The organism is Burkholderia sp. GW821-FHT14F03 (genome assembly GCF_058803765.1).
Window position 1 is genome coordinate 88,226 of sequence record NZ_JBXAPG010000019.1, and the last position, 17,306, is coordinate 105,531.

Below are 17,306 nucleotides of genomic sequence, written 5' to 3' on the forward strand. Positions count from 1 at the left end.
CGGGCGGGACCCGGGCCGGATGCGCGGGCGGCTATACTGGCGCGCTTTATTGGATTTCACCCGAAGGATCGCCGATGAGCACATTGCCCCCTTGCCCGAACTGCCAGGCCGACTACACGTATGAGGATGGCGCGCTGCTGGTCTGCCCGTCCTGCGCGCACGAATGGTCGGCGCAGGATGCCGCGCCGGCCGAAGCGGCCGGCCGCGTCTATCGCGATGCCGCCGGCAACCTGCTCAACGACGGCGACACCGTGACGGTCATCAAGGACCTGAAGCTGAAAGGCGGCTCCGGCGTCGTGAAGATGGGCACCAAGGTCAAGAACATCCGCCTCGTCGACAGCGATCATGACATCGATTGCAAGATAGACGGGTTCGGCGCGATGAGTCTCAAGACGGAATTCGTGCGGAAGGCGTGAGCGCGACGGTTCGGGCGTGCCAGGCGGACGGCAGGCCGCGCAAGCGCTCGCGACCCTGCCGGGTGAGAACGCTTGCATGGATTGCCCCGGGCGTGCGGGAGCCGGCTGGGCCGGCTCCCGTCTTTCACGCTGGATCATCCGTATGCACGGATGGCATCGTCATTTGCCGTTGTAGACCTCCCATGCCTGATTCCAGGCGCTGCCCTTGCCGGGTTCGTATGCCCACTTGGCCATCGAGCACCAGCCGCTGAACGGCGCGGGCTTGCAGCGGTAGAGCTTGCCGTCGTTCGACACGATGTCGCCGGCGTTGTAGCTGGCGCCTTCCTGGTATGCGGGGTGGTTGCCGCCGCCGCCGTTGCCGCCGCCGCTGCCGCCGCCGTTGCCACCGCCGTTGCCACCGCCGCTGCCGCCGCCGTTGCCGCCGCCTTCGCCCACCAGCGTCCACGCATCGTTCCACGCGAAACCCTTGCCAGGTTCATAGGCGCTCGGCGCACCCGAGCACCAGCCGCTGTACGGGAACGGCTTGCACTGGTACAGCTTGCCGAGGTTCGACACGATGTCGCCCGCCCGATACGGCGTGCCGGACTGGTATTGCGGATGCTGGCCGCCTGCACCGCCGCCGTTGTCCTGCGCCTTCACGCGCACCGCGTGCCTGGCCGTCGACGCGAGCTTGCCGTCGCTGACCGTCACCGCGAACTCGAAGGTCTGGTCGGCCTTCAGCGCCGGCGCCGTGAAGTTCAGCGTCGCGCCGTTCGGCTGTGCGCCGATGCCGTTGGGCACGGTCCACTTGAAGCTCAGCTTGTCGCCGTCCGGATCGCTCGACTTCGCGGCCGACAGCGTGACCGGCTGGTTCGCCCCGGCCGTCGTCGGGCCGCTCAGGTCGGCGACAGGCGGGCGGTTCTCGCCCGGCCCGGTCACGGGTTCCGCCTTCGCGACGATGGTCACGTCGGCGCTCGACGAGAGCCCGGCCGGATCCTTGACCGTCACGCGGAACGCGAAGCGCGTGTCCTGTTCGACCGCGGGCACCTTGACCGTGGTCTTCGCGCTGGCCGGGTCCGCGATCGTCAGCGCCGCGCCATGGATCTGTTCCCACTTGTAGGTCAGCTGGTCGCCATCGGGGTCGCGCGACTTCGATGCGTCGAGCGCCACCGTCTGCGCGCCCGTCACCGTCGCACCCGTGCCCGCGTCCGCGAGCGGCGGGCGGTTCGGCGTACCGCCGCCGCTGCCGCCGTCGTGGCCGAGGCCCTCGTGCATCGCGTTGAGGATGTCGCCGTTGTCCGCGTCGATCTCCCACGAGAACATGCCGCCCAGCCGATGCTTGCGCACATAGTCGCCCTTCGCGTGCACCGAGCGCGCATTGTCGTACGTGACGAGTTCGCCCGTGCTCTTGTTGAACACATACGGCGCCTCGGCCTGCTGGTCGTAGTGGAACTCGAAGCCGTTGATGCCCGTTTCGTTCGGGCCGATCATCTTCGCGACCATGGCCTTGTAGTCGAGGATGCCTGGCTCCCAGCCGCCGCCGATCGGCCCCGTCGCCTTGCCGGTGAACGGGTTGCCGTCGGTATAGCCGGACACGCCGGTCCAGCCGCGGCCGTAGGCCGCCGCGCCGACCACGAGCTTCTTCGGATCGACGCCCTGGTCCAGCAGGGCCTTGATCGAGTTGTCCGTCGTATACGCGGTGTCGGGCTTCCAGGCCGGCGCGTAGAGCGCGGTCTGGTGTCCCAGCTCCGTCATGCTGAACGCACCGTAGTAGTCGTACGTCATGTCGAAGATGTAGTCCATGTACTGCGTGGCGTTCTTGTAGTTCACCACGTCGATCTTGTCCTTGCCCGCGCCGATCGCCGAGGTCAGCTCGTAGGTCTTGCCGGTGTCCTTCGACACGCGGTCGAGCATCTGCCGCAGTTCCTTCATCAGCGTCACGTACAGCGCGCCGTCCGTCTGCGGATTGCCGAGCGCGCCGTTCGCGCCCTTGCCGCCGGGGAATTCCCAATCGATGTCGATGCCGTCGAAGAACTTCCAGGTGCGCAGCAACTGCTCGGCGGAATCGACGAACACCTTGCGCTTGCCCGCGTCGTGCAGGTGGAAGAACGGATCGGACAGCGTCCAGCCGCCGATCGACGGCAGGATCTTCAGGTTCGGGTTGCGCTTCTTCGCGGCCATCATCTGGCCGAGCACGCCCTTGAGCTGCGACTTGGCGGTCTGGCCCGGCAGCGTCATGCCGATCTCGCCCCAGGTGTCGTGGATCGCGACGCTGAAGTCGGGCAGCCCCGCGCAGGTCTGCTGCAGCGCGCGGAACGAATTCGGCACGTCGCGCGCGAGCGAGGCGTTGATGTCGGCGCCGCCGCAGATCGGCACGAAGCCGTACAGGATGTGCGTGAGGTTCTCGACCGGCACGTTGTCGACGTTGAACTTGCGGTCGTACACGGACCAGGTCGCGAAATAGGTGCCGACCACCGAGTCGGAGCGGTTCGCGAACGGCTTGTGGTTCTTGCTCGCGTTGTTCGGCAGCGGATCGGCGAGTTCCGGGATGGTGTCGAACACGATCACGTCGAGCGGCGCGCTGTCGGTCGAGGCGCCGTTCGCATCGACCACGCGGACCTGCATCTTCTTCACGCCCGGGGTCTTGACTCGGGTGACCACCTTGCCGCTTTGCGTGCCGCCCGGGGTGAGCTTGATCTCGGAGTCGGCATCGACGACGCCGTCGACCACCGCGAGCGCCTTCACGGCGGTGCCGTTGCTCCAGATGTCGAAGGGCAGTGGGACGTTGACGTTCTTGTTGAGCTTGACGACGTCCTTGTACGGGGCGCTGCCGGCCTTCTGCAGGTCGATCTCCACGAAGCCGTGCGGCTGCGAGGTGATTTCATAGGCCTTGAGGCTCGGCGCGCCGGGCGCGGCGAGCGCGGCGTTCGCGAAACACAGCGCGCTGGCCGCCGCGATGGTCGCGCAGATCAGCGTCTGCGCGCGCTCGTTCGTAGGCGGGTAGTGCGACGGCGAGCGAGGTTGCATGTTAAGTATCTTCAATTTGCGGGTCATCCTTGAGTGATGAAAGGCGTGTCTGGATCGACCCGCGCATTCTTTTTCAATGCGCATGCGCCGGCAAAGAATCTCAACGCTTGCTCAATCGCGGCGCCGGACGTTGATAAATCATTCAGGATGGTTGGGCGGAAGCGGGATGGCCCGCACACTGCGATCCGCATCCGGGCAATGCAGGAATGCGCGATGCATGGGCGCCGGGGCTTGCCGCCGGCATTGAGTCACGCCCGAACCCATTTCCGATCAACCGATTCCTTAAATCCATCTCATGAGCAAGCATTCAGCGAGTCGTACGCTATTCAAACTTTCGCCGTTCGTCGCATGCGCAACGATGTTCTTCGCGCAACATGCGTTCGCGCACGGCTACCTGTCCGATCCGCCGTCGCGCAACCTGCTGTGCAGCTCGAAGGCAGGCTCGCCGCAGAACGCCAACTGCGGTTCCGTCACCTACGAACCGCAGAGCGTCGAAGGCAAGCAGGGCTTCCCGCAAGCGGGCGCGCCTGACGGCCAGATCCCGAGCGGCGGCGTGGTGCAGTTCAGCGAGCTGAACGAGCAGAACGCCGTGCGCTGGAAGATCCTCGACCTGAAGCCGGGCCGGCACGATTTCAAGTGGACGTTCACTGCGCCGCACGTCACCAAGGAATTCAAGTACTACATCACGAAGCAGGGTTGGAATCCGAACGCACTGTTGACGCGTGAACAGTTCGACCTGACGCCGTTCTGCACGATCGACGGCGGGATGAAGAAGGCCAACGAGATCGGGCCGCACGGCTGCACGATCCCGTCCGATCGCACCGGCCATCACGTGATCCTGTCGACGTGGCACGTCGGCGATACGGCGGGGATGTTCTACAACGTCGCCGACGTCAACATCACGAAGGACGGCGGCGGGACCGATCCGGGCAAGCCGGGCTGGAAGGACGTCGGCGACATCATGCCGTCGCAGCACGACCTCGGGGTCGGCGACAAGGTGCATAACCGCGTGTTCGGAGCCAGCGGCGAGATCGCCGGCATGAAGACCTCGATGACGATCTCGTCGGCGCAGAACGGTGAGAAGAACATGTGGCCGATGCTGCTCGCGAAGGAAATCAATCGCACCCAGTCGGCGAAGCTGATGGCGGGCGTGAAGAACGGCGGCGCGATCGAGCCGGTGCCGGGCATGAACGACGTGTACGCGAAGGACGGCAGCGGCGTCACGCGCACCGAGACCACGGTCGAGAAGAAGCCGGAAGGCGGCATCGACGAGGGCTTCAGCATCTCCAACAACAACGAATTCAAGATCGAGAACGGCAAGGCGACCGCGAAGTTCTTCCTCAAGTTCAACCACGCGAAGGAAACCGACGTCGGCCTCAAGGTGTTCGACGGCAGCCAGAAAATGGTTGGCTCGACGAGCGCCAAGATGAAGTCGCAAGGCGATCTGTCGGTCGACATCGCGAACGCGAAGGCCGGCCCGCACACGGTCGTGGCGACCTCGCAGATCCAGGGCGGCAAGCTGGTGCAGGAATCCAGCACGTTCAAGCTGGTCGGCGATTCGGGCGGCGGCGAAGGCGCGCAGTGCGCGTCGGCGTGGGCGCAGGCCGCGGCCTACACGGGCGGCGCGAAGGTCCAGCACCAAGGTCGCACCTACGAGGCACGCTGGTGGACCCAGGGCGAGATCCCGGGCTTGCCGGCGACCACGGGCGCCGATTACACCGGCAAGGTGTGGAAGGATCTGGGCGCGTGCGCGAAGTAAGCCGCAACCGCTGATCCGGCCTGTCCGACGGGCCGCGCATCCCTGCGGGTGCGTGGCCCGTCCCCTTCCGGCGGCGCCGCGTTGAGACTTCTTTGAGCAAGTTTGAGGCGAACGCGGCGCCCCCGGAAAATAGCCTTTTCTCGTCAACCCTCGTTCACTTGTCCGGCGTGACGCATGCAACGACAGCGGCACGCGCCGCGATTCGAACGCCGGATTCCACGCGACCTCGCTCGCGTCATCACCCAGGACATCTACCGTGAAATTGAATCGTGCCGTACGTCGCGGCGTGCAACGCGGCTTTACTCTTTTGGAATTGCTTGTCGTACTTCTGATCATCGCGCTGCTGGCCGGCTACGTCGGCCCGAAGCTGTTCTCCCAGGTCGACAAGGCCAAGGTGCGCTCGACCGAGGCGCAGATGAAGACGCTCGGCGATGCGCTGACCCAGTTCCGGCTCGACACCGGCCGCTATCCGAGCGCCGACGAGGGGCTCGATGCGCTGGTCGCGCAGCCGCAGGGCGCGGATGGCTGGAGCGGGCCGTATCTGGCGAAGGCGGTGCCGAAGGACGCATGGGGCCGCGCCTATCAATGGAACGTACCGGGCCGCGACGGCGAGGCGGAAGTGGCCTCGCTCGGTCGCGACGGTCGCACGGGCGGGAGCGGCGTCGATGCGGACCTCGTTCACGGCATGTAAGAGCGGCCTGCGCGCCGCATGCCGCCGGCTGGTCGCGGCGGCGCTGCTCGCAGGCTGCGCGCCGAGCGCGCTGGCGCAGGACTGCTGGTCCCGCGCGGGCGATCGCCACGGTCTCGATCCGCTGCTGCTGGTGGCGATCGCGCAGGTTGAATCAGCGATGAATCCGCGCGCCTTCAACCGCAACCGCAACGGCACCTACGACATCGGCCTGATGCAGATCAACAGCACGCATCTGCCGCGCCTCGTGAAAGTCGGCGTGACGCGCCAGCGCCTGGTCGACGAGCCCTGTACCTCGATCGACACCGGCGCGGCGATTCTCGCGGGCTTCGTCGAGCGCCACGGCTACACCTGGAATGCGGTGGGGGCGTACAACGCCGGTTCCGCGGCGAAACGCGCCCCCGCGCGCAAGGCCTATGCGACCCGGGTGTGGGAGGTCTACCGCGAGCTGACCCTCGATCGGGCCGGCAGTCTCGCGCTGCTGGCCGAATGGCGGAGGTGAGCATGCACGCGTTCCAGGTTCGCCTGCTCGACGGCGGCAAGGTCGTCGAGCGCACCGTGCAGGCCACGGACGAGGCCGATGCGCGTGCGCAGGTTGGCGCGGCCGGCGTGGGCGCGGCCGGCATCGTCCTGCAGGTCCGGCGGCGCGGCCGCACCGGCGCGCGCGGTCGGCGGCCGGCGTTCGAACTTGCGCTGTTCCTGCAAGAGCTGTCGACCTTGCTCGATGCGGGGCTGGTGTTGATCGAGGCGCTCGAAGCCCTGCGCGACAAGACGGGCGGCGGCAAGGGCGCGAAATCCGTGATCGACCGGATCCTCGCCGTGATGGTCGAGGGCCAGCCGTTCTCGAAGGCGCTCGCGAAGCAGCCGGACGCGTTTCCCGCGCTGCTGGTCGCGACGGTCGAATCGTCCGAAGGCAGCGGCCAGCTGCCCGTGGTGCTCAAGCGTTACCAGCAGTACGAAACGCGCATCGCGCAGATCCGCAAGCGGGTGACGGGCGCGCTCGTCTATCCGGCGCTCGTGATCGGCGTCGGGGTCGGCATCCTGATGTTCATGGCGTTCTTCGTGATCCCGCGCTTCTCGGCGGTGTTCGAGACGATGAACACGCTGCCCGCGACCGCGCAGGCGATGTTGTGGTGGTCGCGTCTGCTCGAGGCGCGGGGCGCCGTGATCGGCGCGGCGCTCGTCGCGCTCGCGGCGGCGGCCGTCGCGGCGGTGCGCGGCGGGCTCGCGGGCCGCATCGGCCTGAAGCTGCTGTGGCGTCTGCCGAAGCTGCGCGACATCGCGGCGCTGTTCGCGCTGACCCGTTTCTATCGGACCGTCGGCCTGCTGATCGGTGGCGGTACGCCGGTGCTCGCCGCGCTGGAGCTGGCGGGGAAGATCCTGCCCGCGCACTTCCATGCGCGGCTGGCCGCCGCGCTCGCGGCGCTGCGCGCCGGCCGGCCCGTATCGGCCGTGCTGGCGGGGCAAGGTCTCACCACTTCGGTCGCCGAACGGTTGTTGCGGGTCGGCGAGCAGAGCGGTGATCTCGGCGGGATGTGCGAGCACATCGCGCAATTTCACGACGGCGCGCTCGATCGCGCGATCGAGATGCTCAGCAAGGTGCTCGAACCCGTGCTGATGCTGGCGGTCGGCGCGACGGTCGGCGCGGTGGTCGTGCTGCTTTACATGCCGATCTTCGAACTGGCGGGCAGCATCGGCTGACCCGGCGGGATGCGCGCGGGCCGCGCGCCATACGAAACAGAACAGGAAACACTGCACATGAAAGCGAACTCTATCGTGGAAAACTGGCGCGGCGGGGCGGCGGACGCCGGGCTCGCGCTGGCCGACTACCTCGGCCGGCAACTCGCGGCCGAGCCGGCGGGCCTGGCCGACGCGGCCGCGTCGCTCGGGCTTGCCGCGGTCGCGTCCGACGCCTTGCGCAGCGCGCCGACGCGCTTCGACCTGCTGCCGCTGCACGATGCGCTGACCCTGCGCGTGTTGCCCGTCGAACTCGAGGGCGAACCGTGCCTGGTCCTCTCGGACCCGTTCGCGCGCCGGGTGCGCGATGCGCTGTTCGCACGCTTCGCGCGCCGCGCGGTGAGGCTCGCGATGAGCCTGCCGGGCGAGGTCGAGCGGCTGCTCGGCGAAGCCGAAGCCGGGGAGCGCCTGATGGACGGTGACGTGACGGTCGACGGTCACGGCGACTCGCTCGCGCAGGCGATCGAGTCGATCACGCTGACGAGTATCGCGAAGGACGAGAGCCCGGTGATCCGGCTCGTCAACATGACGCTGTACGACGCGCTGCAAAGCCGAGCGAGCGATATCCACCTGGAGGCCGTCCCCGACGGGCTGTCGATCCGCTACCGGATCGACGGCGTGCTGCAGCCGATTCGCCGGATTCCCGGGGTGGAGGTGGCGACGCAGACGCTCGCGCGCCTCAAGGTGCTCGCGACGCTCGACATCGCCGAGAAGCGCGTGCCGCAGGACGGTCGTTTCAAGGTGGTGCTGCAGGGCCGCGAGATCGATTTCCGCGTGTCGGTGATCCCCGGCACCTACGGCGAGAACGCGGTGCTGCGGGTGCTGGACAAGTCGCAGCGCGGCGACCAGGTGAGTCTGGACATACTCGGCTTCGATGCGCGCACGGCGCAGCGGATCCGCGCGCTCGCGCATCTGCCGTACGGACTGATGCTCGTGACCGGTCCGACCGGCAGCGGCAAGTCGACCACGCTCTATGCGGTGCTGTCGGAAGTGAATACCGGCGACGACAAGATCATCACGATCGAGGACCCGGTCGAATACGAGTTGCAGGGCGTGCTGCAGATCCCGGTCAACGAGCGCAAGGGGCTGACCTTCGCGCGCGGATTGCGCGCGATCCTGCGGCACGATCCGGATACGGTGATGGTCGGCGAGATCCGCGACGAGGAGACCGCGTCGATCGCGGTGCAATCGGCGCTGACCGGCCACCGCGTGCTGTCGACGGTGCACGCGAACGACGGCTTCAGCGTGATCGATCGCTTCATCTACATGGGCGTCGAGCCTTCGACGTTTCTCGAGGCGCTCAACGGCGTGGTGTCGCAGCGGCTCGTGCGACGGATCTGCCCGGACTGCGGCGCGCCCGCGGGCGAGGGCGAGGGCGCGTCGCTCGCCGGCGCGTCGCTCGACGACCTCCAGCATCTGGTGCGGCCGGGAGCGGGTTGCGAGACCTGTCGCGGCACCGGCTATCAAGGCCGGATCGGACTGGCCGAGATCCTGCCGATGGATGCGTGCATGAAGGCGGCCCTGCTCGAACGTTCGCTCGAGAAGCGTGCGCGTGCGCTGGCCGACAGCCTCGAATACCAGTCGATGCGGGCGGCGGGCCTCGCCGCGATCCGCCAGCGCCTGACCACGTTCCAGGAGGTGCAGCGTGCGATCGCTCTTCAATGACGTCTACGTGATGGTGGACGCCGACCAGCTGCGCGTGTGGGCCGGCCCGGACGCGGATGCGCGCTGCGGCGGCGCGCCGTGCTTCGCGGCCGAGCATGGCGGCGAACCGGCCGAACTGCTCGCGCGGGCATTGGCGGACCTGCCGAAGGCGCGTCCTGCGCTGCGCAACCGCGTGCAGGTGCTGCTTGCCCATCCGTGGGCGCAGGGCGTCGTGCTGCCGTGGCAGGATGGTCTGTGCTCGTCGACCGGGTGGGACGCCTATGGGCGGGCGCTGCTCGAACCTCATGCGCCGGGCGTGCCGCTCAGCGTGCGCGTCGCGCACGTCGGCTTTGGCCGTGCGCGGCTCGCGATCGCGGTGCGCGAGGATCTTTTGGGCGCGCTGGCCGAGGCGAGCCGCGCGGCGGGCTGGACCTTGACGCGCTGTCGCGACCTGTTGTCGTTCGTGCTGCGCGAATACGCGGCGCGGCGGGTCGACGCCGACTGCCGGATCGCGCTGTTGCAGCCGGGCGCGCTGACCTGCCTGTTCCGGCGGGGCGGCGAGTGGGCCGATCTCGTCACCCTGCCGAGCCTGCGGGGCCAGCGCGTGAGCGACCTGCTCGATGCGGCGGCGCTCGTGAGCGAGGCGGATGTGACGGGGCCGATCTATCTGTACGCGCACGATGCCGCCCGCGTGGCGCCCGATTGCGGGGACGCCGTGCTGCTCGGCGACGTCGCCGACGAGGTGCCGGCATGAGACGCGCCGAAACGATCGATTTCGCGACGCCGCGCCGTCGGCTGACGCCGTGGGGCGCCGCGGCTCTGGGCGCGGCGGCCTGCGCGGCGTTGCTGGTCGCGCAAGCGTTCGCGGAGCTCGGCGGGTTGCGCGACGAGGTCGAGCGGATCGAACAGCGCATCGAGCAGCGGCAGCGCGCGGCGGAGCGCGAGCAGCGTCGTCAGAAGCAGCTGACGCCCGAGCAGAAACGCATCGAGCGCGTGATCCGCGAGCAGCGCATGCCGATAACGGGGTCCGGAATGCCGGTGGTCGACTGGATCGAACAGGCCTGGACCCCGCAGATCGCGCTGACGTCGATCGTCGTCGACAAGGCCGGCACGGAAGCGCGCATCGAAGGCGCGGCGTCCGACCTGTCGCATATCTATCTGTTCGTGTCGCGTCTGAACGATCGGCATGCGGAGCGCCGCACCGGTCTGTTGCAGCACCGGACCAAGGTGATCGACGGTCGTGCCATCTATCTCTTCAGCTTGAGCGTGGAGTCGCCATGAAACGTCTGAGTGCGATCGATACGGGCGCGCTGCGCGCGCGCCTGCACTGGGCCGTCTTTGCGGCGGGCCGCCGGCTCGGGCCGCTCGGGATGCTCGCGGGCGCCGTGCTGGCGGTGTCGCCGCTGCTGTATACGGCCCATCTGGGCCCGGAGACGGAGCGGCTCGAAGCCGCGCGCGCCGAGCACCGGCGCACGCTCGCGGCGTTGCCGAGGCCGGACGTCGCGCGCGGCGCGGGCGGCATGACGCTGCGCGACGTGCAGCAGTTGCGCAGCAGCGAGCAGGCCTATTCGGTGTTCGAGATCCTGATGAAGCATGGCGTCGAGCGCAAGCACGCGACCTACCGCCGCGAGGCCGAGGTCAAGGGCCAGTTGCGACGGCTGACGATCGGCATCGCGGCGTCGGGCACCTACCTGGCCGCGCGCGAGGCGCTGCGCGCGATCGCCGATCAGCCGATGGCGCGGATCGAGAGCGTCACGTTCGAGCGCGAGAAGATCGACAGCCCGCTGCTCGACATCACGTTGCGCATCAGCCTGCTGGGGCCGGACGCATGAGCGCCGCCATCAGGGCCTGGCGTGCGGCTGCGCTGGCCGCGCCCTTGCTGCTCGGGGCGGCGACGGGCCAGGCCGAGCCGCCGGACGCGCCGTCGCGCGTGGTGATCGAGGTGTTTCCGGCGCAGAACTGGGCCGGACTGGGCGCCGATGCGCCGCCGATCGCCGAGCCGACGCTTGCGCCCGAACTGCCGGCGCAAGTCGATCCCGATTCGTTCGGCGCGGCGGATGCCGCGCCGCCGGCCGCCGCGCCGCTGCCGTTCCGGCTGAGCGGCGAGTGGCGCGACAACGGCCGGCGCATCTTCGTGCTCGACGGCGCGCCGGGCCTGCGCCTGCTGTGCGAGCAGCGCTGCGCGCTGCGCGACGCATTGCGGCCGGGCGACGAGATCGCGCCGGGCTACCGCTTCGAAGCGGTGCGGCCGGCCGGCGTGCTGATCCGGACCGAAGACGGCGCGACGCATACGCTGCCGATGCCGGGCCGCGCGCCCTGAACCCCATTTAATCGCGTCGAGCGCTTCGGCGCATCTGGAAGACATCATGAAACGAACCGTCAGTTTGCTCGTCCTGGTCGCCGTGGTTGCGCTGACCGGTTGCGCGGGTACGCCGTTCAACCCTGCGCCGGACGCGGCCGGCTCGCCCGCGGACGAACTGGCCGCGCTGCGCACGCGGCAGCAGGCCGAGCCGGAGGACATCGATGCGCAGCTTGCGCTGGAGCGGCGCAAGCCGGACTACGTGCGCGCCGAGTTGCGGCGGGCCGAGGACGAGGCCGCGCAAGGCAATTATTCGGCCGCGATCGATCATCTCGGCAATGCGCTGGCGCAGGACCCGGGCAACCTGAAGGTGGAGCAGGACCTGCGGCGGCTCGAACGGCGCCAGCAGATGCGCGTCGAGCTGGCGCGCGCGGAGCGGCTGCGCGACAGCCGCCCGCAGGAGGCGCTCGAGATTGCGCGCGGTGTCCTGGCCGAACAGCCGAACCATGTCGAGGCGCGCCGCCTGCGCGACGCGCTGCTGCGCGAATCGCAGGCGAGCCGCACGGCGCGTCCGCAGTTGTCGGACGCGCTGCGCAAGCCGGTCTCGCTCAATTTCCGCCAGCAGCCGCTGTCGAGCATCTTCGAGGTGATCTCGCGCGTGTCCGGCGTCAACTTCGTGTTCGACCGCGACGTGCAGGTCGACCTGCCGGCCACGCTGCTCGCGGAGCGCACCACGGCGCAGGACGCGATCAACCTGCTGTTGCGCACCAACCAGCTGGACAAGAAGGTGCTCGACCGGCACACGCTGCTGATCTATCCGGCGCAGGCCGACAAGGCGCGCACCTACCAGGAGTTCGCGCTGCGCACGTTCTTCCTGTCGCACGCGGATGCGAAATCGGTGATGGCCGCGCTGCGCCAGATGATCAAGCCGAAGGACGTGTACGTGGACGAACGGATCAACGCGGTCGTGGTGCGCGATACGCCCGAGACGATCCAGGTCGCGGAACGCGTGGTGATGGGTCTCGACATCCCGCAGTCCGAGGTCACGCTCGACGTGCAGGTGCTCGAGGTGAACGTGAACGACAAGCTCGACCTCGGCGTCGAGTACCCGGGCCGGATCCAGTTCGATGCGCTCGGTGCCGGCGGCGGCTCGTCGCCGATGACGCTCGGCGACCTGCTGCGGATCAACCGCGACCGGATCGGCGTCTCGGGCGACGCGGGCGCGCTGTCGGCCGCGATCAACATGTTGCAGAAGAAGGGGCGCACCAAGACGCTCGCCAATCCGAAGATCCGGGTACGCAACCTGGAGAAGGCGAACATCAAGATCGGCGAGCGCGTGCCGATCGTCACCACGACCAATGCGAACGGCGTGGTCAGCGAGTCGGTCAGCTACCAGGACGTCGGCCTGATCCTCAAGGTGGAGCCGCGCATCAGCCTCAACGACGAAGTGAGCGTGAAGGTGAACCTGGAGGTCAGCAACATCCTGTCGAAGGAAACCACCAAGACGGGCCTCGTCGCCTATTCACTGGGCACCCGCAACGCGGAAACGCTGATGACCGCGAAGAACGGCGAGACCCAGATCCTCGCGGGCCTGGTCAAGCGCAGCGAGACCGCCGACATGGTGGGGCTGCCGGGCCTGTCGGGCCTGCCGGTGGTGGGGCGGCTGTTCGGTTCGAAGGCGACCAGCGACGAGAAGTCCGAGATCGTGCTGCTGATCACGCCGCACATCGAGCGCAATCTCGACCTGCCGGAGGCCGCGGTCTCGACCTTCCTGTCGGGCACCGAGACGCGCGTGACCACCGAGCCGCTGACGCTCGATTCGAGCTTCGAGCAGGCCGCGCCGCGGCGGGCGTCGGCGCCGGATCTCTCGGCGCCGATCGTGCCGGCCGATGCGGCCGCCGCGCGGGACGGCGGCGCGAATGACGAGGCGAATGACGACGCGGCATCGGAGCGTGGAGCCGGTCAGGCCGGCGCGGCGGGAACCACCACCGAGGTGGGAACGGCCGCCGAAGCGGGGGCGGGCGCGGTCGCAGACGAGCCGGTTGGCAGTACGCGCGGCGCGGGCATGATGCGGATGCGTGCGGATCTGCCGCTGCGCGTCACGAACGCGCGTGCGCCGCGTGTGTTGCGCACCGGCGGCGCGGCTGTCGCCGCCCGCGCGGCGGCGGTGCTGCGGACCTCCGGCGCGATGCGGGCGGTTCCGCGCGACCTGGACGGGGCGACCGCGCGGGCCGTGGCGCGTGACGGCGCGGGCGACCGCGCGACGCCGGCCCGGGACCTGCGTGCCGCAGGCCGGGACGCGACGGCGCGCGACGGCCTCGATGCGGCGCAACGGCGGCTGCGCAGGGGGGGGCTGCCGGAGGCCATCGGCGCGCTGCGCCATGCGCGTGACGCGGCGCAGCCGGAGCCCGCGCAGGTTGCGCGAGGCAACCCGGCATCGGCACGACGTCGCGCCGTTGCCCTGCACGACACCACTGGCGCGGCGAGGTTGGCCGGGGGGTGTGCGCCGGCGTTGACCGCATGCGCGGCCGTGGTTCGGGCGGCGCGGCTTGACACGATTGGCAGGTTTGCCTCGATCGACGCGGGCGGCTTCGCGCGCATCGAGGCAGGGCCGCTTGCCGAGCCATCGACGCCGGTGCGTGCGTGGCGGGGGCCCCGCGCGCTCGCGCGCGCCCCGGCTTTCGGCGGGATCGCTGGCGCGCCGCGCGCCGCGCGCGCCTATGCTGACGCGCCGGCGCTCGCCGCGCGCCTGGGCGTCCTCGCATGAGGCCCGGCGCCCGTCGCCGCACGCGCGGCTTCACGCTGATCGAACTGCTGGCGGCGCTGACCTTGCTGGCGCTGCTGGCGACGGTTGCGCTGCCGCTGACGGAGCTGGTCAAGCGCCGTGCGAACGAGGGCGAGCTGCGCCGTTCGCTGATCGTGATCCGCTCGGCGCTCGACGCCTACAAGCGCGCCTCGGACGCGGGCCGGATCGAGCGCAGCATCGACGCGAGCGGCTATCCGCCCGACCTGCGCGCGCTGGTGGAGGGCGTCGAGGACAAGCAGAGCGCGAACGGCGCGCGCCTGTATTTCCTGCGGCGGATTCCGGCGGACCCGCTGTGCGAGTGCGAGGGCAAGCCGCCGGAGGAGATGTGGGAGACGCGCAGCTACGACAGCGATCCCACCTCGTTTTCATCCGGAGCGGACGTGTTCGACGTACGCTCCCGCAACCGCAAGGAGGGGCTCAATGGCGTGCCATACAACGCGTGGTAGGCGCGGCCGGCAGCGCGGCTTCACGCTGATCGAACTGCTGGTCGTGATGGCGATCATCGCGGCGCTGACGGCGCTCGTCGCGCCGGGCTACCTGAAGCAGGGCGACCGCGCGAAGGAAACCGTGCTGCGCCACAACCTGAACACGCTGCGCGGCGCGATCGACGACTATCGCGCGGACCACGGCGGCGATCCCGACACGCTCGAATCGCTGGTCGACGGCCGCTATCTGCGCGACGTGCCGCTCGATCCGCTGACGGGCAAGCGCACCACCTGGGTGTTGCAGGCGGGCGAGGCGGCGGGCGTGCACGATGTGCGCAGTGGCGCGAAGGGGCGCGCGCTCGACGGGAGCGCCTATGAAACCTGGTAAGCCGCGCCCGGCGCGGCAGCGCGGCATCGCCTATCTTGGCGTGCTGCTGCTCGTCGCGGCGCTCGGCCTGACCGCCACCGAGGCGGCGCGGGTCTGGAAAACGGTCCAGCAGCGCGACCGCGAGGCGCAGCTGCTGTTCGTGGGCGACCAGATCCGGCAGGCGATTGCGAGCTATTACAATGCCGCGCAGGGCAGCCGCTTCCCGACCACGCTCGACGAGCTGGTCGACGATCGGCGCGGGCCGCGTCCGCTGCGGCACCTGCGGCGGGCCTACGCCGATCCGTTGGGCGGCGTCGAGTGGGGCGTGGTCGCCGCGCCGGACGGCGGCGTGATGGGCGTGTACAGCCAGGCGGCCGGCCGCCCGCTCAAGCGGCGTGGTTTTCCGGACGACTACGCGGCGTTTGACGACAAGGCGGCCTACAGCGAGTGGGTCTTCGTCTATCTGCCGTCGACGAACGGCGGCCCGGGCGGAACCGGAGCGGGCGGCGCGCCGCCGGGCGCGGGGCAGTGAATCCAAGGGAGGAAGGGATGATCGTCGGAATTCTGGAAGACATCGTGACCCAGGCGGGCACCGTGTCGGGGTGGCTGAAGAAGGCGGGCTACGAGACCGTCGTGCACCACGACGGCGAGCGCTTCATCGAGCATGTGAAGCACGCGCGCGTGGATGTGCTGCTGCTCGACTGGAACGTGCCCGGCAAGTCGGGCATCGAGGTGCTGCGCTGGGCGCGCGAGGCGTTCGGCGTGACCTTGCCGATCATCATGATGACGCAGCACGACGGCGAGGAGGACATCGTGTTCGGCCTCGACAACGGCGCGGACGACTATCTCGTCAAGCCTTTGCGCGAGCGCGAACTGGTCGCGCGGGTCACCGCGCAGGCCCGCAAGTATTATCCCGAAGTCCGCCCGGACAAGCGCATCGAGGTGGGCCGGTTCGCGCTGGATCCCGCCGCGCATGCGGCGCTCGTCGACGGCAAGCCGGTGGAGCTGTCGCAGCGGGAGTTCGAGCTCGCGATGATGCTGTTCGAGAGCGTCGGCCGGATCGTGTCGAAGGACGTGATGATCAAGCGCATCTGGGGCGGCGTCGACCGCAAGTACGACGCGACGCTCGCCACCTACATCAGCAAGCTGCGTTCGAGCCTCGGGCTGCGCTCGAAGAACGGCCTCGTGGTCTCGACCATCTACAACTACGGGTATCGGCTGGAACGGGTCTGACGTCACGCGGTCCGCTGATCGGGATCGCTCTGCCGCGCGAACAGGTTCATCTGCAGGAAGTCGACGAACGCGCGCAGCTTCGGCGACGAATGCCTGCCGGAGGGCCACAGCACGCGGAACGTCCCGAGGTTCTCCGTATACGCGGCGAGCACGATCCGCAACTCGTGCGCGGCCACGGCGTCGCGGACCACGAAATCCGGCAGGCAGGCGATGCCTTGTCCGGACCGGGCGACATGCAGCAGGGTGTCGAGATGGTTGCAGATCATCCGCACCGGCAACTGCAGATTCTCGTCGATCGAATCGACATACAACGGCCATTTCCTGAGCTTGCCCGTCGCCGGAAAGCGGTGATGGAGGCAATCGTGGTCGCGCAGCTCGACGGGGTGCTGCGGCACGCCTTTGCGCGCGAAGTAGTCGGGCGAGCCGACGAGCACCTGGCGGAACGAGCCGAGCGGGCGCGACATCAGACGCGAATCGTTCGGGGTTCCGGTACGCACGGCGGCGTCGAAACCCTCGTCGATCAGGTCGACGAGCCGGTCGGAGAAATCGATGTCGAGTTCGATTTCGGGGTAGCGCTGCATGAACGCGGCGACCACCGGCGACATCAGGTCGCCCACGAGCGGCAGGCTGAGGCGGAACTTGCCGCGCGGCGCGCGCAGCGCATGCAGCAGCTCGGATTCGGCCGCTTCCGCCTCCGCGAGGATGTGCTGGCAGCGTTTCAGATAGAGCAGGCCTTCCGCGGTCAGATTCATGCTGCGTGTACTGCGGTGCAGCAGCCTGACCCCGAGGCGTTTTTCCAGGCGCGCGATGCTCTTGCCGACCGCCGATGCCGACAACCCAAGATGCTGTCCGGCGCGGACATAACTGCGCGTCTCGGCGACCTGCACGAAGACCGTGATGCCACTCAGATTATCGATAGCCATGTG

General features: G+C 69.0%; 17 protein-coding genes. 15 read left to right on the plus strand and 2 right to left on the minus strand.

Annotated elements, in window-relative coordinates:
• The first annotated feature begins 74 nt into the window (after positions 1-74).
• Positions 75-416 (plus strand): zinc ribbon domain-containing protein YjdM, encoded by a 342-nt coding sequence (locus AC1RQF_RS15175; RefSeq protein WP_273996488.1) that lies wholly within the window; start codon positions 75-77, stop codon positions 414-416.
• Positions 417-575: 159 nt separating this feature from the next.
• On the opposite strand, the gene AC1RQF_RS15180 is transcribed toward AC1RQF_RS15175, so the two are convergent.
• Positions 576-3,422: a glycosyl hydrolase family 18 protein gene (locus AC1RQF_RS15180; RefSeq protein ID WP_492872371.1), complete on the minus strand. Its 2,847-nt coding sequence runs from the start codon at positions 3,420-3,422 to the stop codon at positions 576-578.
• Between the two features lie 295 nt (positions 3,423-3,717).
• Here AC1RQF_RS15180 and gbpA point away from each other — a divergent pair, with 295 nt between their 5' ends.
• From gbpA to AC1RQF_RS15250, 14 genes are all read left to right on the plus strand, one after another.
• The gene (gene gbpA / locus AC1RQF_RS15185) at positions 3,718-5,181 is read left to right on the plus strand and encodes an N-acetylglucosamine-binding protein GbpA (protein WP_492872372.1); all 1,464 of its coding nucleotides are present in this window, start codon (positions 3,718-3,720) and stop codon (positions 5,179-5,181) included.
• Positions 5,182-5,437: 256 nt separating this feature from the next.
• Positions 5,438-5,872, plus strand: a complete 435-nt coding sequence (gene gspG / locus AC1RQF_RS15190) for a type II secretion system major pseudopilin GspG (RefSeq protein ID WP_273996485.1) — start codon at positions 5,438-5,440, stop codon at positions 5,870-5,872.
• A complete protein-coding gene (locus AC1RQF_RS15195; RefSeq protein WP_273996484.1) occupies positions 5,847-6,371 on the plus strand; it encodes a lytic transglycosylase domain-containing protein in 525 nt (174 codons plus the stop codon). The genes gspG and AC1RQF_RS15195 overlap by 26 nt, the downstream gene beginning before the upstream one ends.
• A 2-nt stretch (positions 6,372-6,373) precedes the next feature.
• Positions 6,374-7,570, plus strand: coding sequence for a type II secretion system F family protein (locus AC1RQF_RS15200; protein ID WP_492872373.1), 1,197 nt, complete (start codon positions 6,374-6,376; stop codon positions 7,568-7,570).
• Between the two features lie 57 nt (positions 7,571-7,627).
• Positions 7,628-9,271, plus strand: a complete 1,644-nt coding sequence (locus tag AC1RQF_RS15205; RefSeq protein ID WP_273996482.1) for a GspE/PulE family protein — start codon at positions 7,628-7,630, stop codon at positions 9,269-9,271.
• Positions 9,252-10,004 carry a hypothetical protein gene (locus tag AC1RQF_RS15210; RefSeq protein WP_492872374.1) on the plus strand — a complete coding sequence of 251 codons (753 nt, stop codon included), beginning with the start codon at positions 9,252-9,254 and terminating at the stop codon, positions 10,002-10,004. The genes AC1RQF_RS15205 and AC1RQF_RS15210 overlap by 20 nt, the downstream gene beginning before the upstream one ends.
• Complete coding sequence (locus tag AC1RQF_RS15215) at positions 10,001-10,531, plus strand: hypothetical protein (protein WP_492872375.1); 531 nt, start codon at positions 10,001-10,003, stop codon at positions 10,529-10,531. The genes AC1RQF_RS15210 and AC1RQF_RS15215 overlap by 4 nt, the downstream gene beginning before the upstream one ends.
• Positions 10,528-11,082 (plus strand): hypothetical protein, encoded by a 555-nt coding sequence (locus tag AC1RQF_RS15220; RefSeq protein ID WP_273996479.1) that lies wholly within the window; start codon positions 10,528-10,530, stop codon positions 11,080-11,082. Before AC1RQF_RS15215 ends, AC1RQF_RS15220 begins: the two co-directional genes overlap by 4 nt.
• A complete protein-coding gene (locus tag AC1RQF_RS15225; protein WP_273996478.1) occupies positions 11,079-11,570 on the plus strand; it encodes a hypothetical protein in 492 nt (163 codons plus the stop codon). The genes AC1RQF_RS15220 and AC1RQF_RS15225 overlap by 4 nt, the downstream gene beginning before the upstream one ends.
• A gap of 46 nt (positions 11,571-11,616) precedes the next feature.
• On the plus strand, positions 11,617-14,316 hold the full coding sequence (locus AC1RQF_RS15230) for a secretin GspD/PilQ domain-containing protein (protein WP_492872376.1): 2,700 nt from the start codon (positions 11,617-11,619) through the stop codon (positions 14,314-14,316).
• Positions 14,313-14,801 carry a prepilin-type N-terminal cleavage/methylation domain-containing protein gene (locus tag AC1RQF_RS15235; RefSeq protein WP_273996476.1) on the plus strand — a complete coding sequence of 163 codons (489 nt, stop codon included), beginning with the start codon at positions 14,313-14,315 and terminating at the stop codon, positions 14,799-14,801. Before AC1RQF_RS15230 ends, AC1RQF_RS15235 begins: the two co-directional genes overlap by 4 nt.
• Positions 14,776-15,168: a type II secretion system protein gene (locus tag AC1RQF_RS15240; RefSeq protein WP_273996475.1), complete on the plus strand. Its 393-nt coding sequence runs from the start codon at positions 14,776-14,778 to the stop codon at positions 15,166-15,168. Before AC1RQF_RS15235 ends, AC1RQF_RS15240 begins: the two co-directional genes overlap by 26 nt.
• Positions 15,155-15,679, plus strand: coding sequence for a type II secretion system protein (locus AC1RQF_RS15245; protein WP_273996474.1), 525 nt, complete (start codon positions 15,155-15,157; stop codon positions 15,677-15,679). The genes AC1RQF_RS15240 and AC1RQF_RS15245 overlap by 14 nt, the downstream gene beginning before the upstream one ends.
• 17 nt (positions 15,680-15,696) lie before the next feature.
• Positions 15,697-16,380, plus strand: a complete 684-nt coding sequence (locus tag AC1RQF_RS15250; protein ID WP_492872377.1) for a response regulator transcription factor — start codon at positions 15,697-15,699, stop codon at positions 16,378-16,380.
• 2 nt (positions 16,381-16,382) lie between these two features.
• Here AC1RQF_RS15250 and AC1RQF_RS15255 read toward each other — a convergent pair whose 3' ends face one another.
• Positions 16,383-17,297 (minus strand): LysR family transcriptional regulator, encoded by a 915-nt coding sequence (locus tag AC1RQF_RS15255; RefSeq protein WP_273998396.1) that lies wholly within the window; start codon positions 17,295-17,297, stop codon positions 16,383-16,385.
• Positions 17,298-17,306 lie beyond the last annotated feature (9 nt).